The organism is Siphonobacter curvatus, assembly GCF_002943425.1.
Lineage (GTDB): Bacteria > Bacteroidota > Bacteroidia > Cytophagales > Spirosomataceae > Siphonobacter > Siphonobacter curvatus.
The window spans coordinates 281,024-301,615 of record NZ_PTRA01000006.1; the positions used below are offsets into that span (position 1 = coordinate 281,024).

A 20,592-nucleotide genomic window follows, 5' to 3' on the forward strand; every position below is an offset into this window, starting at 1 on the left:
CTAAAGGGAATGACTCTATAACGGTCAGCACTTTTATCTAAGAAACAGGGTATTACATTACCCTAAATTTGACCCCTTATCCCTCAGCATTTAAAAGAATGTGCGGTGACGTTCATCCCTATAGGTAACTCAGGGACAATCCCTTGACTCATTCCTATCCTGACGCTAGGTTACGGAAGTTGAATCAAATAGTTTACCTCTTCGCCCTGGCTTAAAATTTGCTCATTAAAACGGGCTTCGCTCAAGTTCATCCAGCTATTACATTTAGTAGTGTTTTTTTTACTGGTGAGCTGAAGCCGACCCAATGATTCTATACCAAGGGTGACCGTGTACAGACGGGTTTGCGGTTTTGGATTTTCAATTAAAGCATAGGAAGATTCAAAAACGACGCCATATGGTTTCGACGCAATGACTTTAAAGTCTTCGGGGGCAACCGTCTGTTCCATCCCCCAAGCATCTTTATACGTCAAGCGTACTTGCATCGCCCGGGTGCTATCCAAGGCAGCTGATCCTTGTTTATTTACAAACGCAAATTGATACGTGGGAGGCGGCGACATACAGGCCCTCTGTTCACAAGAATAGAAAGCCGTCAAAGAAGCGAGCCCTAACAGGGGAAGAACTTTCATGAGGATACGAAGATAGGTTATAAGGCTTTGTTGGGTTAGCATTAAACAACCTACGCAAGAAAGATCTTTTGCTTATAAAATCCTCGGCTGTTCTGCTTTTTTCCGGGCAAAGACTACATCCAGCAATCGCTGACTTGCAGTAATGGCCTGAGCGTAGGGTTCGTACAGAACGCGGCGGGGCGATTGTCCCGGTATGAGTTCAGCATCCCACAATCCCGACCGATGCCAGTGATCCAGATGATCCCAGTCCGGTCGATCAATGATGGGGTACAAACACAGTCCCCACAGCGGAATACCCTGCTCGATAGCCGCGGCACATTCCTCGGCCACAAAACGAATCCAGTGCGGTCGATGCTCACCCGGATGGCTCGTCTCACTTAGCACGATCGGTTTTCCATACCGTTCAAAAGCTTCGTGGAACAAACTGCGTAAAGGTCGCCAGCGAGGATCGTTCCCCTCATTAACCCAGGGAAGAAACGTATTACCACTGCCCTCATTCACGACCCATTGGTTATTGTAATAATAGTTGAGTCCCTGAATGTCCAGATAGTCTGGCGAGCCGCCCAGCTCCGGGCAAGTTCGTCCCGTCAACATATCCATGGCCTGAAACTGAGCGTGATGAGCCAGGGCTGCCTTCCGCTGCTGTTCGTAGGTAGCGTTCATTGGCGGCACCATATTCACCAGCGGTTCCGTGGACATAATTTTGACGTGAGCGTCCATTTCACGAATGGCAGCCACTCCTTCAATATAGGCCCGCATCAGGTGATACTTCACGTCCCAGCCCTGTTTGACGCAGTAAGGAGAAGTACCGCGAGCATCCCCGCCCAGCCAGGAAATGAAACTTACCTCGTTGATCGGCGTGATGATCAGGGTGCCGTCTGGATCAACGGTTCGGTAAAAGTCAACGAAGGCCCGGCATAACGCCGCAAACCGTCGGGCAAAGAGTGGATGCAGGGGCGTTAGATCGTCCGGATAACCAAAATGGCACAGATCCCACACCTGCTGAATACCCTGCTGGCGGCCTTTCTCAATCATCTGACGAACTACCGTCCAGTTATAATGATAGGGTTGTTTTTCAACGGAACTCCAGCAAATCCCTTCGCGTACCGTACGAATTTGAAAGGGCTGTAGCTGTTTATAATCATCATCCAACTGATCTAAATGTCCGGAAATCGTCAACAGATCAACCCGATTTCCGAAGCAATTGAGTTGATCTGAACATTCATAACCAGCCATCCAGAACGATTGAAAAGGATTTTCGAACCCAAGTGGCGTTGCGTGTAGGAGATTCATAGTCATTGAAAGGTGAACGAATGCTACATCCCTCCAAAAAATAGTGCCTGTTTACAAAAGCCTGGGTTAGGTACTTCCCGAAAGATCATTGTACAGGCCTGAAAATTATCGCTACTTTATTGCCTCAAATGCCCCCTATGGAAGAAATCATTCAGGCCTATCTTACGGCGTATAATGCCAAAGACGTACCGGCGATGCTGGCTTTGCTCGATGAAGCCGTCTTTTTTGAGAACGTTTCGAATGCCTCAGGGATTACGACCACGCAGTCCAAGTCCGAATTTGAAACGCTGGCTCTTCAATCGCTTAACTTTTTCAGCGAACGCCGACAATCGGTACGCTTCCAGGTGCTGAGTGATACAGCAGCAGCCGTAGAAATTGACTACCACGCGACGCTGGCCCAGGATCTGCCCAATGGCTTGAAAGCGGGTGAAACCTTACGCCTGCGGGGCGTCAGCATTTTTGAAGTTAGCCACGGTAAGATTATCCGAATCAGCGACTATAGTTAGACGATTCCAATACTAATTTATGGGTTTACGCACGCACAATTAACTAATAGTTAACGTACACTATAGCCCATTATTCCGTAGCTTTGATTCCATTACAGATTGAAACCTCTTGATCTATGTATTGGTATTATTCGCTTTGTATGACCTGGGCTTTGCTTTTGGGAAGTTTTTCTGCATCCCAGAGCCAGCCCTTTTCTCCCGTTGGTAACTCCCGTAAAATTGTACTTATTGCAGGAGAGAAAAGTCACCCGCCGGGTACGCACGAATACGTAAAAACCGTACGTCTGCTCAAAACCATGCTGGATCATTGCCAGGTACCGGGCCTTCGCACGGAGGTACACCTGCACGGCTGGCCCGAACAGGAACAGACGCTCGACGACGCCGACCTGATTTTTTTCGTATCGGACGGACGGGATGGCAATTTATTTTCGGATGTCCCTTTCATGACGCCCGAACGTATTCAGGTTATGGAGAAGCAGATGAAGCGGGGTTGTAGTCTGGCTTTGTTACATTTCTCCAACTTTGCTTCGTATCCCTACGGTCAGAAACTGCTGGAGTGGACGGGCGGTTACTATGACTGGGAGGACGCGACGGGAAAGTACCGAACCTATTCCGCCCTCAAAATCCTGGAAGCGGACGTCCGCCTGCCTTCACCCGAGCATCCCATCAGCCGGGGTGTGAAGCCCTTTCGTATCAACGATGAATTTTACTACAACCTGCGTTTCCGGGAAAATGACGCACGTCTGACGCCCATTATGGACGTTCCAGCCCTACAGGGACGGCCTGAGCAGGGGAATTTGGTTGCCTGGGCGTTGCAACGGGTTGACGGGGGCCGTGGTTTCTGTGCCACCTTTAATCACTTTTATACGAACTGGGAAAATCCGGATTACCGTAAACTGCTCCTGAACGGACTGGTTTGGGCCGCCGGAGCAGAAGTACCCGCCACTGGCGTGGATGCGAGCTTTTATACCGATGCCCAGGTTACGGAGCTTACGTACCACCAATCAAAAAAAGCACTTCTCTTTCACGATAAAAAAACAAAATCCTCCTTACAGCAGACGCTTGAAAAAGATCCAGAACTTCTGGTGGATGTTTGTACGGACCTCAACGATCTCTCGACCTACAACTTGAGTGACTACAGCTTTCTGGCTTTTGATCGCCCCGATACCAATGGCATCCACCGTACTTCCAAGGCAGCTCTGGAACAGTACGTTCAAAAGGGTGGCGGCTTGCTGGCCTTAGCCTTTCGGGCCAAAACCGATACCACGGTTCGCTCGGGCTGGGCAACGTATTCGCAATTGTTTCGTCGGGAAAAGACAACGGATTTTCGGATGGATGAACGCGTAAAGCAGGAGTCACATCCCCTTACCAAAGGACTTCCCTCCTTTCGGAGCAAGGCAGCTTTTCAGTTAAAAGGGACGGAACCGATTGAGGTGATCGTACGAAGCAAGTCCACGCCCCTGGCCTGGGTCTATACATTCGGACAAGGGCGAGTTTTTCAAACGGTACTCGATCCAGAAACCAGCCCCAAGGAGTTGTGGCAAAGGGCCGCGAACTGGGTTTCGAAAAAGCAGTAATCTAGGCTGGGTTGGTTCAGGAGGCTTGGTTAGGACGTAGAATTTTGTGCTTTACCCTTTCCAAGATTGCCGAAAAATGATGACCTTTCCGGCCCATGTCTCTTTGGATTAAGACGGATTCTAATCTGTTTTGACACTAAACAATTGCTGCTTTTTCGAGTCTTTATCAACAGTTCACCTTTTTAAATTACTCCTTATGAAAACTAGCATTGGCATCTCAGAAGAAAACCGGGCCGTAGTAGCCCATGAATTAGCTAAAATTCTGGCAGACGAATTCTTAGTCTATACCAAAACCCTTAATGCTCACTGGAACCTGGAAGGGATGGACTTCCACTCAGTTCACCTGTATTTCGAAGAATTGTACAAAGATTCCGCGGAGATCGTCGATTCACTGGCGGAGCGTATTCGTCAACTGGGTCACTATGCTCCCGGTACGATGAAGGAATTCCTGCAACTGACGCACCTGACCGAAGCTGACGGTGGCGGAAACGACAGCCGCAGCTGGATTCACAAGCTGTTGGGCGATCACGAAAGCATCATCGAATTTCTGCGGGGTAATGTCGACGATTTTGCCGATGCCCATAAAGACGCCGGTACGAGCGATTTCATCACTGGGCTGATGGAAAAACACGAAAAAATTGCCTGGATGCTTCGGGCTCACCTGAAGTAAGTTTCACTCCTAAAAAAGAGCCGTGGGAATCGATTCCCACGGCTCTTTTCGTTAACGGCCCCCGGTTACCGGAAACTGGGCGATTCGCAGACGGGTACAACCGTAGGGAATTAAAATGATTTCCTCCTCGGGTCCGTACTCCAGATTGTACGTTACGCTGTACGGAATGGGTCCGGTCATGTCATTGTACAAGCCCCAGGAAGGAATACGACGGCCTTTGGTCCGAATTCGGATCGGAGCACTTTCGGTAGTCCAGGGGGAGTTCGACACCTTTCCAGTTTTCTCCACGATATATCGCTCGGCTAGTTTGGCGTCCGAACTGACGATGAGACTGTAATTCCAGGGTGTAGTCGGCCGAACTTCTTCGTACGCATCACCGTAGTCAATGGGGTCTTTCGTATTGGTAACTTTTTTTACCTCTTCACCGAGGGGCAGGGCGTACGTCAGCGGGCCTCGTTCGATGGAATGGGAGTTTTCGTACCAACTACTTTGTCTGAGCGGCATGGGGAGTTGTACTTCGACAACATCCCCGGATTTCCAGGTACGATTGATCACTGTCACGGCATTGCCTACTACTTCTTTGTAGGGTTTACCGTTAATGGTCAGACTGGCTTTCGGACACCATTCGGGGATTCGCAGGTGCAGGGGAAACGTAACACTACGAGCCTCGGTCGTCAGTGTGAAACGAATCGTTTCTTCAAACGGATAGCCCGTTTCTTCCTTGAAGGTCACGGGCACATTTTTTCCAACCACCGTTTTAACTTCGCTCGGAGCATATACTAAAGCCGCCAAACCCTGATCGGACGTTTTGTACCACAGGTTTTGGGTAAACTTGGGCCAGCCCTGGTGCATATTCGAAGTACAGCAGGGATAGCCCGTCAGCAATCCGAAACACACATCCGTACCGCCGTGGTTTACGTCAAAGTTGCGGGTATGCCGCGTCAACATTACCTGATTGGCCTGTTGGAAGTACTGCCGACTCATAAAATCATCCGAAATCTGGGTAGGCAAGGCATTGAAGGCAATCTTTTCGAGCTGATCGGCCCAGGCTACCTTGCCCGTAATTTCAAGCATGCTTTCCAGCGAAAACATCATCTCCACGGCCGAACACAGCTCGGAGCCCTGCGTCGGGTTATTACCGTGCAGGGCCTCGTCACCGCCGTACAGGCCATGAGCCATGCCATTGTATTTTCGAATATCTGCCAGTCCACGATCCACCGCCTGTATATATTCCGCTTTCGGATGGTGCTGATATTGAATCACCGGTGTTTTCAAACCCTGAGCCAGGTTTACGCAGTGAATACTACCGGGCTGACTCAGCATGTCAGTTTGCAGGAACGCGTTGGTATAGTCAAAGGTTTGTTTGTGAATCAGGTCGCCGAGTTGCAGTAAAAAAGCATCGCCCGTAATTCGGTGCAGCCAATACACCAGCAACAGGTTATCACCGCCCCGATAACGGGCCCAGAAGGTCCAGTGGTCCAGCGGCGTTTTGGGTAATTCTTTGAGTTGGTACTTAAAATAATTGGTCATCAGACGAATCACCCGTTGATCCCCCGTGGCGGAATAATATTGCTTTAAAATCTTCAACGCAACCATTTTAGGCCACCAGTCCCGACTATTATCCCGTTGTAGTCCGGCTTCTGGACCGTAATCGTGGGAAGGGCCAAAGTAGCCGTCCGGTTGCTGGCTGTTCAACGCCCATTCGACCCAGGGTTTGGTTTTGGCAATCAGTTCGGCATCGTTTAGCAGGTACGCCAGTGGTAGTAGTCCGTCTACCCAGTACGGTCCCCGCTCCCACTGATCACCATCGCCGCCCAGCCAGCCATTTCGCGGGCCCATTACGGAAGGATACAGCACATCGAGTTTACCCGTGGCACCCTCTTTCTGGCGTATGAGCCTTTCGCGTAACCAGCCCTCGGGCCGAATCGCTCCCAAGGGCAATTCCTGGTACGGGTTCGGGCGAAGCGAGGCAGCCGGTTGGTTCGATTGCCCGCTAGCGAACAAGGTCCATCCACAAAGGATTACAGCAAGCGTTTTTTTCATACGTGAACTTAATTTCAATAGGTTTAGTAAATGCCGCGGAAAGATAGGTCCCAATTACTCAAACCCGGAAGTACCCACCTGTTTTTAGGCCTTTTCTACTTACGAAATCCTTTACCAACGCAAAAAGCCCGGATGAACCGGGCCTTTGCCATCACCTACATTCGTCTGCTTTCACTGATACTGATAGCTCACTGTCACGGCGGGCAGCGGATGGGTTGTGCTGAGTTGCTGCGTTTTTTGCAACGGATACCCCTGAGCGTCGTAGGTATACGCATAGGTTTCGACGCTTAACAGCGATTCATCCCGAGCATCCCGAACCGTCATTTTTCCGGGATTATTCACCTGAGTAGCCGTTGCTACTACGAAGGGATACGAAACCTGGGACAGATGGGGATTTTTCTTCGTATCGTAGTGCTCGTAGTACACATTTTGCCAGGGTGTAAACGTAGGATCATTTACATTTTTTCGGAATGAAAGTACACGTTGCACATTCCGCTGCCCCTCGTATTCGTAGCGGTGCTTAATAAAACTTTGTACGGCTGCCGTTTCGGTATCGTGAATCTGATCGAGTAATTCGACCAGTTGCCCTTCCCCATTGAACAGATAGAAATGCGTAACCACCAGCCGACCTTTGTGGTCGTATTCTTCGGTTTTATCGAGCAGCTTGCCTTCGTATAAAAACTTTACGTAAGGCTTCCCATCGTATAAAATCTGGGACATTCGTTTTTCTGTATCGTAAGTAAAGGCCGTCGTAGAGCTAACCGTCGATGAATCGTTGTACCTCCAGTGTAGATTCGAGCTTTGCAGCAAGCCCTGGTCATTATACTGATAACTCTGCTGATTCTGCTCGCCCGACGTAATTTTTACCAACCGATGGCTTTCAGAGCCTGCGGGTGGATCTACCGGGCGAGTCGGCTCTGGTTTAGAACAGGCCGTCACTGCTACAATAACACTCAACCAACTAAAGAACAGGTATTTTTTCATGACTTGTATCCGTCAAAACAGAGGGTTAAAGCTCACGCCTGCTGCTTCGTTAAATGATGAAAACCAGGCTTTTTTTTCGTCCACCAAATCGGATGGTCTGTCGTTGCCCCGCTATTTCAGTAGTCCAGTCCACGAGCAAACTTCGGGTGCTGGGTTCTCCCGAAAAGTGAAACAAGTTTTGTTCATTATCCGAAAGAAAAATAGTGGTTCCGGAATGGGCCAGGCGTTGAATAATGAAGGATTTGAACTCGGGGCTGCTTACCTCCACGGTTGTTGCCGTCAGGGGTTTCAGCGTAATTTCGATTTCTGCGTACGAGGTAAGGCCCCCCTGGGATGCCTGTACTGAACCGGGTCCGACAAATGTTCCCTCCAGTACCCGCGTGGGCAGGGTGGGCTGACAGGCCATCATCGTGAGTACCAGCAGGTACCCCAAGAGCATTCGTTTCATTGGTTTTGAGCAGAACGTTTCGTAGCCGTATGCACCAGGAGCTTCTGCCAGCTACGCTAGTAAGGGCTGACGGCCCTGAATCGCATGGTGATGCTGGCTTCATCACAGTTCCGGGTTAAGGCATTGAGGTGATGTACCGTACCCGATACCGTTCCCGCGACGAGTTTTTTAGCCTTATCGTATTCCGTAATATGCACGGTAATGGGTCCGTACATTTTTCTTCCGTTAGCGGAGCATTCCTCATCGTACTGGACCCCATCCCGATCATTCGCCGCTACCTTTACGGGTGATCCTTCCCCCTTCATTTCGTACGTACCCGTACCCGTAAAAGGCAAAATGGATACGTTGACAAGAGCCTGTTTTTCCTGGGGTGATTTGCCCTCCGACAGGCTAACAATCAGCAGCGTATTATCCACCACGGTAATCGCCGCCAGATCTGCGTTTTCTACTTTAGCACCCAGAAATTGAAAGGCATTCGCCGTCGTCAGCAGTACCCGGGATACCAGCATTAATTTTGCCTTGCTCTCTTTCAGTACTACTTCTACACTTACATCAAGACTGTCCGTTTCGGTAATCTTCGTGGGAGGCAAATAATGGGCTACTGCGTCCACTTTCCCCAGGCTCATCATCCCCAAAACCGGATGGGCTACGTCGATTATATCCTGACCATCCACCCGCCAGTTTTTCACTTCTTCCTGCTTGAGGGCTACGGGCTTTACCAAGGGATACGGCTCGGCAGGATCATCTCTCCGGCCCTTTTGAAAGAAAACCGTGAACGTTTCGCCCTGCCCCGCTACCAGTGTCGTTCGCTCGGGCACCATGAAAAACTGTTCGTAGAAAGCGTACGTTTGCAGACGTTTAAACGGCGTTGAGGCTTTCCGTTTGGTTTTATCCAGGGTCATGTTCTGACGACCTTTCCAGCTATGGTCGGCTTCCTGCTGGGCGATACCCAAAGCTTCGGGAGCCGATCCCGTTAATTCCGATTCTTTGTAGGTCAGAGTCAGTATTGCTTCTTTAGCTAGTTCCAGATTTTCCGGACTTATGCGGTAAGCTAGCCCCGTACCGCCAAAGGCTTTGTTTTCGACGGGCTGTACCGAAATAAGCGTTTCCTTACTCAAAGCCCCGGCGGGAATCGTAACTGTAATTCGCTGATCCAACGTCGTCAGTGTCCCTCCGGCAGAACCGATGGTTTGTTGAATCGGCATTCCCACGGGTTTCCCCACTTCGGTAGGCGTGCCCTGTGTAATGGGCTCGGGCTCCACCGTCGAAGGATTGGATGTACAGGAGGTCAATACGCCGCCTATTAACAATAGATACGAAATAGATTTCATGAAAATGTGGAAGGAAATGTTACAACTACCCGGCTCACCCAACTGTACGGACCATTCCCTAACCGCAGGAGCTGGTAACACTATTTCAAAAAAGGATGAAGGTAAACTAGTAGGTAATGGAGGCCCGGGAGGTACCGCCTGGACCGTGTTTTACTTTTTCCGTTGGCAAACCCTGTTCGTTGTAGGTATACGAGAAGGTTTCCCGACTAAGCTCCTTCCCGTTACGATCCGACACTACTTTAAGTCGATAATTATTAACCTGCAGTGGTACATTCGGCAGGAAGGGTTCTCCCGTCAGTAAATGTTCCACGTATTTCTGATCGTCGTAGTCACCGTAGGTAATTGAAAACTGCCGGACGTAGGTATCCATTTGCGGGTCTTTCACCCCTTCTATCACTTCAGTTACATTTCCCTTGCGATCATAGGTGTAAGTCAACCGAATTATGGATTTACTCAGCGGCCGATCCGTTTCCGTTTGTTTCAGGCGATTATCACTGGTGTACAGGAAGCGGTGAATCGCCGTAAGATTTCCTGCCGGAGCATACACTTCCACCCGGTGGATTTGATCACCTTCGTAGAAATACTTGCTGGTACTAACCTTTCCTAAATACGTAGTTTCAACTCGTATAAGCCGTTGATTTTCATCGTACACAAAGCGATTTTCGTGCCGCTTCACATCTCCAGTACCCATATTATAGAGATACTGACTTATGTGATGTAAAGGTAAGCCCTGAGCGTCCAGCTCCAGCTCCTGAAAATCCGTCGCAGCCCAGGTAATCCTTAGCCTCCGACCACTCACCACAGAATCGGGTCGATTCAGCGAATCTTTAGGTATTTGGCTCGTCGGAGTTGGTTTACCAAGTTTCGGTTCTATCGCATCCGGTTGGCAGGCCGTGAACCACAGGCATAGACCCATACTAAGCCTTACTAGGCACAGACGAAAGCCTACACGACTTGTCTTAATCATTATTGTTTGCATGGAAATAAAAGAAGGTTGAACGTACGCTACATTTTCTCGCCGAGATTCTCTGAAAATTACCTACCGCTAAAAAGTATACGCTAAATCTTTACTCATTTGACCAGATAAAATTCGCCGCTGAAAGAGACACTCTCCGTGGAGCAGTCATCCGTATCCGGAACCAGAAGATTTCCCGTAAAGGTGCCTTTGGCCAATTTGCCCGCTTCAAAGGCTTCTACCACTACTTTGCCCTGCGTCGAATAATAACCCGAAGAGGTGGGACAGACTAAAGCTTTATAGTTGTCATAGGAACCTTTCGTCTGCTGGTATTGTACGATGCTGATGTTGTGGTAATCGCTCATGCTTTGCCGGTAAGGAAAGGTTCCCAGGGCACGGGAGAAGATGCCAATCGACAGGTAATCTCCGTGATTACTTCCGGCCGTCATCGACCAGCCTTCAACGGTGCCGGTACCCCCGCCTCCCATCAGGGACATCGTCACATCCTTATAGGTTTTCGTGTGACCGTTAAAATTTACTTTGATGTAACTCTTCCCATTCGTCGAACCGGAGTCATCCGGTGATACGCCCGAATTTTTCTGGCAGGCAAAGGACAGCAGTGTCAATAAAAAGGTAATCAGATTCATGCGTTTCATGGCTAAACAAGGGGATAATAACGGTTGATGGGTACGATAAAATTGACACCGGCGAATTCCGAAACGTATAGACGGTGTGCTCGAATTGCTAAATACAGGGGATGAACGCACCGAAAAAGCGGCTGAATTGGTACTTGTCTGGGTTGAACTACCTTGGCCTCGTTCCTACTGCAATTGGACCTTGCAAAATTGGCGGAAAAACGGACCGGCGTCAATCGCATAAAAATGTGAAATACCAAAATAGATCTTTTTGAAGTAGCTGACTACCACCGACTTTCACGCATTTTCTACGCTCGACACAACGATTACCGCCTCACATTCGGCCTGGATTGCGAGTACGGCCAGGGTTTGCTCCGATGCCTTACCTCGTTGCCAATACAATTCACATTTTTATGCGATCCGGCAAATTTGTCTTTGGCTGGATTTCGGTGAATCTTTGTCCCCATACGTTTTCACTCACATGCGAAAAAGGCTGGAGCTTCTGCTTTTCTTTTTCTGGATCATTTCCGGTTTCCGCGTGCTGGCTCAAACCAGCCCGATTGCTTTTACCCGCTTTACGACGCAACACGGCTTATCGAGCAATGTCATAACCTCCCTGGCCAAAGATCGGCGGGGCTTTTTATGGATTGGTACCATCAATGGCCTCAACCGATTCGATGGCCTGAGTTTTAAAGTTTTCAAAAGTACCGGAGCGACTAACGGCCTTCCCAGTAATTACATCAACCTGAATGGGCTAACTACTGATTCGCAGGGCTATCTCTGGATTTCGACAACCCGAGGATTACTACGTTTTGATCCATGGAGCGAAACGGGCATACGCATCCCCTTACCCCAGAACCAGGATCAGCAGGGTGATAATGATTTCACATCGCCCGTTTTTTTCGACCGCGAAGGCTGGGGCTGGTTCACGACCTACGATAAACTGTACCGCATTCATCCGCGTACGCTGGCAAAGCAAGCGTTTGACTTACCCTTCGCCATTCCAAGTTACTATCCCGAACCTTTTCTGGATTCCAAAGGCCGCCTGTGGTTAAGCCTGTTTCGGGTGCTGTACCGGTTTGATCGGAAAAAAAGGCAGTTTCAGTACGTGCAGGGCCACGACCGGTTTCATCCGAATGAAGTCCCGTTCCATTCCCAGCGAATGCTGGAAACAAAATCGGGAGACCTGTACACCTTTTCGCACCCACTGTCCTTCCGACTAGGCCTTTGCCGCTATGATGCAGTCAAAAAAAAATTCATTCTGCATCCTACACCGGCTGTGAATGTATCGACCATGACCGAGGAGTTCGAAAAAAACGGCTCCTCTATCCTTTGGCTGGGAAGTTTCGACCGGATCTTCAGTTATCAACCCCAAACGCAAGAGCTAACCCCTTTCAAGAACGTTCCCGAAGACCCGGCCAGTTACCCCGGCGGTCGAACCAATATTTTCCTAAAAGATACGGCTACCCATATTATCTGGCTGGGAACAACCCAGGGCCTGGCGGCGAAAGATCCCAACGCCCAGAAATTATACCGACGAATCATTGAAAGTCGGGACGATAGTCGCTTGCCCATGATCCAGACCGTCCGGCAGGATATTGTTCACGATGAGGTCTACTGGGCTCTGACGCAGCAATCCGGACTAATCCGCTGGGATCGTCGGCAGAATACGCTGGAAAGGCTCACCGCCCCTCAGCCTACGGTTGGGGCGTATGGCTTCATTCAGGACCGTTCGGGTAAGCTTTGGGTAGGTTCCAAGGATGGGGTGAGCACCTACGAGCCCCGTAGCCGACAGTGGGAAACGATTAAAATAACCCCGTTCCAGGGTTCTAATTATCCCAAGGTCAACACCCACATGCCCGTATTGTGTCAGGACGCCAGCGGAAAAATCTGGATTGGCTCACTGATTAATGGCTTGTTCTGGTACGATCCGGCCAGCCATCAACTGAAACGTTGGCCCCATCCCTTGAACGGCCAGCCTAACTTTACGATCAACCGTATTCAGGAAGATGCTCAACGACGACTTTGGCTACTAACGAATCGGGGTATTCTGCGGCTGGATGCGGAACGAAAAAACTTCGAATGGCTCACCTTTCGGGGACTGCCGTCGGGTATTTCGCCCACGGATGAATTACACAGTACCTTTTATCTGGATCGAAACGGAAACTGGTGGCACTCGGGCATTGGTTTTCTGGTCAAGGCCGATTACGACGGGAAAGTCCTGCAAACTTACACCTTGAAAAATGGACTTACGTCCGACCATATTTTTGGTATTTGTGAAGACCAGCGGGGCCATCTGTGGCTGCATACGGACGAACGCCTGCACGAACTTGACCCGACTAAAAAACCCGGACAGGCGGGCTTGTTTCAGTATTACAGTCAGTCGAGTGACGGCTTAATGGGCAGTGATGGCATTCTGTCCGGCAATTTATTTGATCCCATTACCCGCAATCGTTCGGGTGAACTGTTCATCAGTGCTTCCGAAGGATTCAATTATTTCAAACCCGGAGATCTGCGTAAGAATACGCTGATTCCGCCCGTATGGCTTACGGAAATTCGAATTAACAATCAGGTTCAGCCGCTGGATACTACCCAGCAGATTACGCTCCATCCCGGCGACAATACGCTGACGGTTTCCTTCACCACTCTAAACTTCAGTCAGTCCCGAAAAAATCAGTACGCGTATCGGTTACTGGGCTTTGATAAGGAATGGTTGGTGACGTCCGCCCGGACTGCTACGTATACCAATCTGGCTCCCGGCGATTACGAACTCTGGGTCCGGGCGTCTAATAACGATGGCGTCTGGAACAAGCGGGGCACCCGCCTGTGGATTCACGTCATTCCGGCGTATTACCAGACCTACTGGTTCAAGGCCCTGATTGGCTTGCTAGTCCTCGGCATTTTGTACGGCATTTTCCGCTACCGCATGGCCCAGCAGCAGCATCTCGCTCTCATTCGCGACCGCATTGCCACGGATTTACACGATGACATTGGCTCAACGCTGAGTAGCATTCGCATTTTCAGTGAAGTGGTACAGGGGCAAATTGCCGACGTTCGGCCCGACTCCGTTCCCCTGCTCAAACGCATCAGCGATAACGCCAGTACGCTGGCCGAATCCATGCAGGATATTATCTGGACTATCAAATCCAATCAGGAAGGCCTCGACGACCTGGTGAGCCGGATGCGGGAGTTTGCCCTTCGCCTGACCGAAGCCCGGGGAATTGTCCTCAATATGACCGTCGGTGAACCCTTTCCCATCCTTCGGCTCAGCGTCGAACAACGTCGCAATCTGTATTTGATTTTCAAGGAAAGTATTAACAATGCCGTCAAGTACTCCGCCTGTAGCCGCATCGACGTGCGACTCAGTGTGGAGGGTCGCGTGTTACATCTTAAGATTCAGGACAATGGTACTGGCTTTGATCAGGACCATACCCGCTCGGGCAATGGGCTGCCCAACCTGCACGCCCGAGCCCGCGACATTCGGGGTACGATTGTGCTGCATACCGCACCGGGTCAGGGTACTTCTATTACGTTAACCGCAACGATACGTTGAGATCATATGAGCGAAATTGGAATTGTTTATTACGAAGATAACCGCGAACTCCGCGAAGGTTTGTCCTTTTTAATCCAGGCTACGCCGGGCTTACAACTGCTGGGAGCTTTTTCCAACTGCCAGAGCCTTACCCAGGAAATCCAAAGCCTGCAACCCCACGTGGTACTCATGGATATTGACCTGCCGGGTATGAGCGGTATCGATGCTGTACCACTGGTGAAAGCCGTTTCCCCGCAGAGTCAGGTGTTGATGTTGACGGTTTTTGACGATGAGGACAAAATTTTTCGGGCGATCCGTAATGGAGCCAGCGGTTACCTACTCAAACATACCTCCCCTTCGGAGCTGATCTTGGCTATTTTTGATTTGCACCGGGGCGGATCACCCATGACGGCCAGCGTCGCCCGCAAAGTGCTAGTCCACTTTCAGCAACCGCAGAGTGCCCCTTCGGAAGGAACGCTGCTATCGCCCCGCGAACTCGACATTATCAAAGGCTTAGTCGCCGGATACAGCTACAAGCTGCTCGCCGATCACCTGTACATCAGCATTGATACCGTTCGCTCGCACATTCGCAGCATTTATGACAAACTTCAGGTGAATTCCAAGACGGAAGCGGTACTCAAGGCCATGCGGGAAGGACTCGTATAGTGCCTGTACCAGGCTGGGGGTGGGCACGGGCTACCTCAAAAAGAGGCACATACGGAACGGAATAAGGCCTGACTATTAATTACTTAATACTAGGCTTTGAATGGATAGTACTAGGTAAGATGGGTGGAACGGTTGTTTTTGCAGGGTTTGACGTATAACCAATTTCACGTTAAACTTTTAACTTTCTACCAGTATGGCAAATGAATTCAATCCCGAACACAAAGAAGGGAAAGTAGCTACCGCTATCGAAGAACAAACGGCAAAATTGCCCTCTGACGTATTTTTATGGGCTGCCCTGGCCTCTATGGGCGTTTCAGCAACGCTTAAAATCCTGGGTGAGCGTCACACTTCATTATTTGTAGGCCAATGGGCCGCACCCTTCCTGCTCCTGGGAATTTATAATAAATTGGTAAAACTGGAAGGTCACGATTAATGCCTTGTCAGTAAACCACAAAAGCCGTTTTTAGCCATGCTAAGAACGGCTTTTCGTTTTTAGCATGGCCGTTTATTTGGGTAAATACCGAGTCTTGTAACGCCGCACCAGGTAGGCTCCAACCGTAACCGTCGCTAGCGAAGCCCCCAGCACTAATGGCCAGAATTGCCTTCCCTGATTCATCCGCGTAAGGGTTTCGGCCCAAAAGGCCGCGTACAGGCCAATGACCGACCAGTTCATGAAGAAGTAGTGAAAATATAACCAGCCCGCAATACGAGCCCGTTGATACATGGGAATCATACCGCCCGCGATACAAATCGTGCTGAAAATAGCCGCGATGTGAAAGGGTCCGAAGCGGCCAAACAGATTGTAAATGCTGAAAGCCGTCAGATTTAGCACAAGCATCGCTACGACATATACATACCCAATTTTCCGGTGAGTAGCGGTACCTTTCGTTAAAAGGAGTACACCCGCTCCTGTCAACATGGCGAGCACCGCAGCCACGGTGTGCGTCAGGCCCAGAGGATTCGTAAAAAAGTTCATAGAGGTTAAAAAATGGAGGACCCCAGTAAGATACGACAATAGGATGGATGAGTTTCTTCATTCCGCCCTAAAAATTAGTTTTCACTTCAGAAAAGGCTTTCCGATCGGGAAAATACCGGTTCTCATTGTCTATCCAGGATTCTTTTCCGTAGTTGCCGCCATGCAATGGACGAACCCGATTACTCAGCTCTACGGTATTGATTACCCCATTATTCAGGCTCCCATGCTGGGCGTAACAACGCCAGCGATGGTGGCAGGCGTTTCGAATGCGGGCGGATTGGGTTCACTTCCGGTAGGAGGCCTATCCGCTGATCTAACGCAAACCCTGATTCGGCAGACGAAGGCTCTGACAAATCGGCCCTTTGCCGTCAACTTGTTCACCCACGCGATTCCGGAGCCGGAACCCACGCAGGTAGAGGCGATGCAAGCTTACCTTAGTCGCCTCGCTCAACGCCACGCACTTCCCTATGAATCCCCGGATTTTTCGAAATTAAAGGGCCATTCGTACACGGAACAGCTGGAAGTTTTGGTGCAGGAAAAAATACCTATCGTTAGTTTCACCTTTGGCCGACTCAGTCCGGAAGCGATCAGGCTGCTGAAAAATGCGGGTTGCCTGCTCAATGGTACCGCCACTTCCGTTGCTGAAGCCGAAGTACTGGCCAAAGATGGCATGGACGTCATAACCGTACAGGGCATTGAAGCAGGCGGACACCGCGGGACGTTTCTAACCGAAGAACCGCTCCCACAGGTAGGACTCATGGCTTTGCTCCCGCAAGTAGCCGAGCGGGTTTCCATACCGCTACTGGCCGCCGGAGGAATCTATAACGGTCGGGGTATTCGAGCCGCTTTCACGCTGGGAGCCTCGGGCGTTCAGATGGGTACGGCCTTCACCGCGAGTGCGGAAAGTGCGGCCATTCCGGCGTATAAGGACAAATTGTTTGAATCTTCCGAAACTGATACGGCTCTTACCCGGTCTTTTTCGGGTCGTTGGGCACGGGGGATTCGAAACGCGTTTTTGCAGGAAGTAGAACAATCGGGGCTTGTCATTCCGGCTTACCCCATTCAAAACAGCCTGACGACGCCCCTCCGAAAAGTCGCTCAACAGCAAAACAACGCTGCCTGTACTACCCTGTGGGCCGGGCAGGCCGCATCCAAAGCCGAAGCAAAATCGGTGGCGGATATTATCAAACGATTGGTGGCAGAAACGGAAGCCGTATCCGCTTTACACTTTTAATGTGCCTTCGTTCGCAACAAGAATAGTACAGCCAGTAAGATTAGCTGTACACCGTTGACCAGCAAGAGAATACGAATGAAAGGAATGTGTTCGGTATTCGTATAATAATACAAACCAATGGTTACCAGAAAGCAGGCAAAGACGGTTACCAGGGCCATGGTACTGGGTTTATCTCGGGAAGTAAAGGCATTAATCGACCGTACAAACAGCAATGATTGGACGAGAATAAAGGTAAACAGACTAATGACCGAGCCTAACTGATGTAAGAAATTCATACTTGGTTACTGGCTACTTGAAACGAAGCGTACTGGTTTATAAGTCCCAAAGTACCTCAATTGATTCCCTTCCGCTCATTTTCTTTTAAAAGAACACCCGTCAGTTGTAGCCGAAATGCCTCCTGCAACAGGTATAGTAACTTATCTACGGCTAATTCGATGGATAGGCCCTGGGGGCGGATGTTTGAGATACAGTTTCTTCGCTCATCCGTTAGGCCAGGCTTAGGGTCGAAGGTCAGATAGAGTCCCATGCTATTGAAGGAACTTAAGCCGGGTCGTTCGCCAATGAGTACGACCACCAGCCGGGCTCGTAGCAACTTTCCAATTTCATCCCCAATCGCTACCCGCCCCTGTTCCACCAGACAGAGCGGAGCCAGTGAATAACCCCGTTCCCCCGCTTTCGTCCAGAAACGATCCAAAAAAGGCTCCGCGTTTTCCGTAAGGGCCGTTGCGGAAAGGCCATCTGCTATGACTACAGCAACATCGACCGGATTCGCATGCAGGGCTTCCAGCAACTGTACCGACTCTTCATGCAGCTTACGACCCAGATCGGGCCGTTGCAGGTACTGATCCCGGTGAAGTGCCTGCGTTTTCAGGGTGTACACGGGCATCCCGTACTTCTGCCAGCGAGTCGCCAAAGCCTGCGTATCAAGGCTAGAGTATACGGCATCTTTGGCATGAGCGTGAGCCAGCTTGAACGCTAGTGACTCCCGTAGGGGAATGGAAACGCCGGTTTTGCCCAGGGCAATGCGAGCATCCGTAAACGTTTTCAGCGACGCCCATTCGTCGGGAGGTGTAGGGTATTTTTGAATTTCATTCATTAGATAAAAGGTTTAGTGTATATCGTAACAGTTCTGTTCTACTCTCGTCGACACGGCTGGTCTTTTAGGTCGTATGTATTCCAAGCGGGGCATTCCATACTGAAATCTGTTAATAATCCACTAGTAATATAAAATCAGTATCTCGTCCTACTGAGACGGCTGATCATTTAGTCCGTATGCATTCCATGCCGGGCATCGCATGCGGGGCATCCCATGCCGGCACGCCCACCGCTCTTTTCATCCTGCTCCGTGCCACCGCGTTGCGGATGAAGCCGCCATGGAATGGAAGGCGGCTTTTCGCGATAGGACGGGGGCTGGTTTTATGCTGTCCACTATACTAACTCGCCAATAACTCACAACCATCAACTATTACTGGAAGATGAAAACCTCTCCCGCCCCTGAGCCATTCCATGGGGCCACCATGGAATGGCAACGGAACGACCTACGACAGCCGCAATAAGGTGGCCTAAAGCGGGCCGGTCGCCGCCATGGAATGATCAGGCGTGGAGAGGTCCTGCCTGGAAGGCTCAGGGGCTACCGAACAGCCGTGCTTAAAGGACCAAACGCAGTCTAGGTGAATAACGAGGTATCTATACTCTGAAACATAATTTACACTTACTCTCTTTAAGAAGACTTCATCAAAAGCTCATACATCCGTTCAGAAATGCCTTTTTTCAGCTGTCCTGTATCCAGAATTCCCTGCCGCAGCAGCCACGCTTCGAATTCGGGAGCGGGCCGGAGTCCCAGCGTCCGGCGGAGGTACAGGGCATCGTGAAAGGACGTAGACTGGTAATTCAGCATAATATCATCGGCACCAGGTACCCCCATGATGAAATTCACGCCCGCCACACCGAGCAGCGTCAACAGCGTATCCATATCATCCTGATCCGCCTGAGCGTGGTTGGTGTAGCAGATGTCCATGCCCATGGGTAAACCCAGCAGTTTCCCGCAAAAATGGTCTTCGAGTCCGGCTCGTATAATCTGTTTTCCGTCGAAGAGGTACTCCGGACCGATGAATCCGACCACTGAGTTCACCATAAAAGGTTTAAAATGACGGGCCACTGCATAGGCACGGGCTTCGCAGGTTTGCTGATCCACGCCGTGGTGACTTTGGGAAGACAATGCACTGCCCTGACCCGTTTCGAAATACATAACATTCGTACCGACCGTACCCCGATTCAGCGACAGTCCCGCCTCGTAAGCTTCCTGCAAAAGACCCAGCGAAATCCCAAAACTGGCATTCGCCTGCTCGGTGCCAGCAATGGATTGAAAAATCAGATCCACCGGAACGCCCTGCTGGATGAGTTCCAGCGTCGTGGTCACGTGACTCAGTACGCAGCTTTGGGTGGGCATTTCGAACCGCTCGCGTAGGCCATCGAGCATGTACAGCAAGCGGGAAACAGTAGTCGGACTATCCGTAGCCGGATTAATGCCGATGACCGCATCGCCACTGCCGTAGAGTAATCCATCGATGATGCTGGCGGCAATGCCCTTGGCGTCGTCGGTGGGGTGATTGGGCTGTAAGCGTACGGATAGATGGCCTTTTAAACCTAGCGTATTCCGAAATCGCGTAATGACTTCACACTTCTGAGCCACCAGAATCAAATCCTGATTTCGCATCAGTTTGGATACGGCGGCCACCATTTCGGGCGTCAGAGCCGGGGCAATCTCTTGGAGTTGTAGCGTGTCAGCGTCGTCGCTTAGTAGCCAGTCGCGTAAATCACCCACGGTAAAATGATGAATACGAGCAAAAACCTCCGCCAGATGCGTATCCACTATCAGCCGCGTCACTTCATCCCGTTCATATGGAACTACCGCTTCGTTCAGAAAAGTCGGTAAAGGTACCTCGGCCAGGGCCATCTGAGCGGCAATGCGTTCTTCATAGCTTTCAGCCGCCAATCCCGCCAGCTGGTCACCCGACCGGAGCGGACTTGCCTTGGCCAGCAGTTCCCGCAGGGAAGGGAACCGGTACGTAAATCCCCGGATGGTAAAATGGTAGCTCATAGGAAAATCGTGGTTT

Annotated in this window: 19 protein-coding genes; 7 read left to right on the plus strand and 12 right to left on the minus strand. The window is 50.4% G+C overall.

The genetic code is table 11. The features are described from left to right. Window positions 1-170: 170 nt before the first annotated feature. Window positions 171-626 (minus strand): hypothetical protein, encoded by a 456-nt coding sequence (locus C5O19_RS22625; protein ID WP_133163434.1) that lies wholly within the window; start codon window positions 624-626, stop codon window positions 171-173. 72 nt (window positions 627-698) lie between these two features. Beyond that, the gene (locus tag C5O19_RS22630; RefSeq protein ID WP_104715664.1) at window positions 699-1,919 is read right to left on the minus strand and encodes a glycoside hydrolase family 1 protein; all 1,221 of its coding nucleotides are present in this window, start codon (window positions 1,917-1,919) and stop codon (window positions 699-701) included. Window positions 1,920-2,056: 137 nt separating this feature from the next. On the opposite strand from C5O19_RS22630, the gene C5O19_RS22635 reads away from it, so the two are divergent. From C5O19_RS22635 to C5O19_RS22645, 3 genes are all read left to right on the plus strand, one after another. Beyond that, complete coding sequence (locus C5O19_RS22635; RefSeq protein ID WP_104715665.1) at window positions 2,057-2,425, plus strand: nuclear transport factor 2 family protein; 369 nt, start codon at window positions 2,057-2,059, stop codon at window positions 2,423-2,425. 116 nt (window positions 2,426-2,541) lie between these two features. Next, window positions 2,542-4,002 (plus strand): ThuA domain-containing protein, encoded by a 1,461-nt coding sequence (locus tag C5O19_RS22640; protein ID WP_104715666.1) that lies wholly within the window; start codon window positions 2,542-2,544, stop codon window positions 4,000-4,002. Window positions 4,003-4,198: 196 nt separating this feature from the next. Beyond that, entirely contained in the window at window positions 4,199-4,672 is a 474-nt protein-coding gene (locus C5O19_RS22645) for a Dps family protein (RefSeq protein ID WP_104715667.1), read from the plus strand. 51 nt (window positions 4,673-4,723) lie between these two features. Here the strand turns inward: C5O19_RS22645 and C5O19_RS22650 are convergent, their stop codons facing one another. The 6 genes from C5O19_RS22650 to C5O19_RS22675 all read right to left on the minus strand — a co-directional run bounded on the left by C5O19_RS22650 (window position 4,724) and on the right by C5O19_RS22675 (window position 11,080). Beyond that, window positions 4,724-6,715, minus strand: coding sequence for a beta-L-arabinofuranosidase domain-containing protein (locus C5O19_RS22650; protein ID WP_104715668.1), 1,992 nt, complete (start codon window positions 6,713-6,715; stop codon window positions 4,724-4,726). A 171-nt stretch (window positions 6,716-6,886) separates the two neighbouring features. Continuing rightward, complete coding sequence (locus tag C5O19_RS22655) at window positions 6,887-7,699, minus strand: hypothetical protein (protein ID WP_104715669.1); 813 nt, start codon at window positions 7,697-7,699, stop codon at window positions 6,887-6,889. 49 nt (window positions 7,700-7,748) lie between these two features. Beyond that, entirely contained in the window at window positions 7,749-8,147 is a 399-nt protein-coding gene (locus C5O19_RS22660; protein ID WP_133163435.1) for a hypothetical protein, read from the minus strand. 56 nt (window positions 8,148-8,203) lie between these two features. Further along, the gene (locus tag C5O19_RS22665; protein WP_104715671.1) at window positions 8,204-9,478 is read right to left on the minus strand and encodes a hypothetical protein; all 1,275 of its coding nucleotides are present in this window, start codon (window positions 9,476-9,478) and stop codon (window positions 8,204-8,206) included. A 106-nt stretch (window positions 9,479-9,584) separates the two neighbouring features. After that, window positions 9,585-10,394, minus strand: a complete 810-nt coding sequence (locus C5O19_RS22670) for a hypothetical protein (RefSeq protein ID WP_133163436.1) — start codon at window positions 10,392-10,394, stop codon at window positions 9,585-9,587. Window positions 10,395-10,549: 155 nt separating this feature from the next. After that, window positions 10,550-11,080 carry a hypothetical protein gene (locus C5O19_RS22675; RefSeq protein ID WP_165796107.1) on the minus strand — a complete coding sequence of 177 codons (531 nt, stop codon included), beginning with the start codon at window positions 11,078-11,080 and terminating at the stop codon, window positions 10,550-10,552. 469 nt (window positions 11,081-11,549) lie between these two features. Between C5O19_RS22675 and C5O19_RS22680 the strand changes: the two genes are divergently transcribed. From C5O19_RS22680 to C5O19_RS22690, 3 genes are all read left to right on the plus strand, one after another. After that, window positions 11,550-14,621 carry a sensor histidine kinase gene (locus C5O19_RS22680; RefSeq protein ID WP_104715674.1) on the plus strand — a complete coding sequence of 1,024 codons (3,072 nt, stop codon included), beginning with the start codon at window positions 11,550-11,552 and terminating at the stop codon, window positions 14,619-14,621. Window positions 14,622-14,627: 6 nt separating this feature from the next. Beyond that, on the plus strand, window positions 14,628-15,266 hold the full coding sequence (locus C5O19_RS22685; protein ID WP_243406481.1) for a response regulator transcription factor: 639 nt from the start codon (window positions 14,628-14,630) through the stop codon (window positions 15,264-15,266). A gap of 193 nt (window positions 15,267-15,459) precedes the next feature. Continuing rightward, on the plus strand, window positions 15,460-15,699 hold the full coding sequence (locus C5O19_RS22690) for a hypothetical protein (protein WP_104715675.1): 240 nt from the start codon (window positions 15,460-15,462) through the stop codon (window positions 15,697-15,699). 72 nt (window positions 15,700-15,771) lie between these two features. Here the strand turns inward: C5O19_RS22690 and C5O19_RS22695 are convergent, their stop codons facing one another. After that, entirely contained in the window at window positions 15,772-16,242 is a 471-nt protein-coding gene (locus C5O19_RS22695; RefSeq protein WP_104715676.1) for a DUF2306 domain-containing protein, read from the minus strand. 43 nt (window positions 16,243-16,285) lie between these two features. Here C5O19_RS22695 and C5O19_RS22700 point away from each other — a divergent pair, with 43 nt between their 5' ends. Next, on the plus strand, window positions 16,286-17,476 hold the full coding sequence (locus C5O19_RS22700) for an NAD(P)H-dependent flavin oxidoreductase (RefSeq protein ID WP_165796108.1): 1,191 nt from the start codon (window positions 16,286-16,288) through the stop codon (window positions 17,474-17,476). On the opposite strand, the gene C5O19_RS22705 is transcribed toward C5O19_RS22700, so the two are convergent. The 3 genes from C5O19_RS22705 to C5O19_RS22715 all read right to left on the minus strand — a co-directional run bounded on the left by C5O19_RS22705 (window position 17,473) and on the right by C5O19_RS22715 (window position 20,576). Then, a complete protein-coding gene (locus C5O19_RS22705) occupies window positions 17,473-17,751 on the minus strand; it encodes a hypothetical protein (protein WP_104715678.1) in 279 nt (92 codons plus the stop codon). The genes C5O19_RS22700 and C5O19_RS22705 overlap by 4 nt on opposite strands. Before the next feature lie 56 nt (window positions 17,752-17,807). Further along, the gene (eutC, locus tag C5O19_RS22710; RefSeq protein ID WP_104715679.1) at window positions 17,808-18,572 is read right to left on the minus strand and encodes an ethanolamine ammonia-lyase subunit EutC; all 765 of its coding nucleotides are present in this window, start codon (window positions 18,570-18,572) and stop codon (window positions 17,808-17,810) included. A 624-nt stretch (window positions 18,573-19,196) separates the two neighbouring features. Then, window positions 19,197-20,576: an ethanolamine ammonia-lyase subunit EutB gene (locus C5O19_RS22715; RefSeq protein WP_104715680.1), complete on the minus strand. Its 1,380-nt coding sequence runs from the start codon at window positions 20,574-20,576 to the stop codon at window positions 19,197-19,199. Window positions 20,577-20,592 lie beyond the last annotated feature (16 nt).

What these genes read in the sequence shown, in the direction of transcription:
- C5O19_RS22625 (WP_133163434.1), bottom strand. Translation starts at nt 626, where the DNA reads ATGAAAGTTCTTCCCCTGTTAGGGCTCGCTTCTTTGACGGCTTTCTAT.
- C5O19_RS22630 (WP_104715664.1), bottom strand. Translation starts at nt 1,919, where the DNA reads ATGAATCTCCTACACGCAACGCCACTTGGGTTCGAAAATCCTTTTCAA.
- C5O19_RS22635 (WP_104715665.1), top strand. Translation starts at nt 2,057, where the DNA reads ATGGAAGAAATCATTCAGGCCTATCTTACGGCGTATAATGCCAAAGAC.
- C5O19_RS22640 (WP_104715666.1), top strand. Translation starts at nt 2,542, where the DNA reads ATGTATTGGTATTATTCGCTTTGTATGACCTGGGCTTTGCTTTTGGGA.
- C5O19_RS22645 (WP_104715667.1), top strand. Translation starts at nt 4,199, where the DNA reads ATGAAAACTAGCATTGGCATCTCAGAAGAAAACCGGGCCGTAGTAGCC.
- C5O19_RS22650 (WP_104715668.1), bottom strand. Translation starts at nt 6,715, where the DNA reads ATGAAAAAAACGCTTGCTGTAATCCTTTGTGGATGGACCTTGTTCGCT.
- C5O19_RS22655 (WP_104715669.1), bottom strand. Translation starts at nt 7,699, where the DNA reads ATGAAAAAATACCTGTTCTTTAGTTGGTTGAGTGTTATTGTAGCAGTG.
- C5O19_RS22660 (WP_133163435.1), bottom strand. Translation starts at nt 8,147, where the DNA reads ATGAAACGAATGCTCTTGGGGTACCTGCTGGTACTCACGATGATGGCC.
- C5O19_RS22665 (WP_104715671.1), bottom strand. Translation starts at nt 9,478, where the DNA reads ATGAAATCTATTTCGTATCTATTGTTAATAGGCGGCGTATTGACCTCC.
- C5O19_RS22670 (WP_133163436.1), bottom strand. Translation starts at nt 10,394, where the DNA reads ATGGGTCTATGCCTGTGGTTCACGGCCTGCCAACCGGATGCGATAGAA.
- C5O19_RS22675 (WP_165796107.1), bottom strand. Translation starts at nt 11,080, where the DNA reads ATGAATCTGATTACCTTTTTATTGACACTGCTGTCCTTTGCCTGCCAG.
- C5O19_RS22680 (WP_104715674.1), top strand. Translation starts at nt 11,550, where the DNA reads ATGCGAAAAAGGCTGGAGCTTCTGCTTTTCTTTTTCTGGATCATTTCC.
- C5O19_RS22685 (WP_243406481.1), top strand. Translation starts at nt 14,628, where the DNA reads ATGAGCGAAATTGGAATTGTTTATTACGAAGATAACCGCGAACTCCGC.
- C5O19_RS22690 (WP_104715675.1), top strand. Translation starts at nt 15,460, where the DNA reads ATGGCAAATGAATTCAATCCCGAACACAAAGAAGGGAAAGTAGCTACC.
- C5O19_RS22695 (WP_104715676.1), bottom strand. Translation starts at nt 16,242, where the DNA reads ATGAACTTTTTTACGAATCCTCTGGGCCTGACGCACACCGTGGCTGCG.
- C5O19_RS22700 (WP_165796108.1), top strand. Translation starts at nt 16,286, where the DNA reads ATGGATGAGTTTCTTCATTCCGCCCTAAAAATTAGTTTTCACTTCAGA.
- C5O19_RS22705 (WP_104715678.1), bottom strand. Translation starts at nt 17,751, where the DNA reads ATGAATTTCTTACATCAGTTAGGCTCGGTCATTAGTCTGTTTACCTTT.
- eutC (WP_104715679.1), bottom strand. Translation starts at nt 18,572, where the DNA reads ATGAATGAAATTCAAAAATACCCTACACCTCCCGACGAATGGGCGTCG.
- C5O19_RS22715 (WP_104715680.1), bottom strand. Translation starts at nt 20,576, where the DNA reads ATGAGCTACCATTTTACCATCCGGGGATTTACGTACCGGTTCCCTTCC.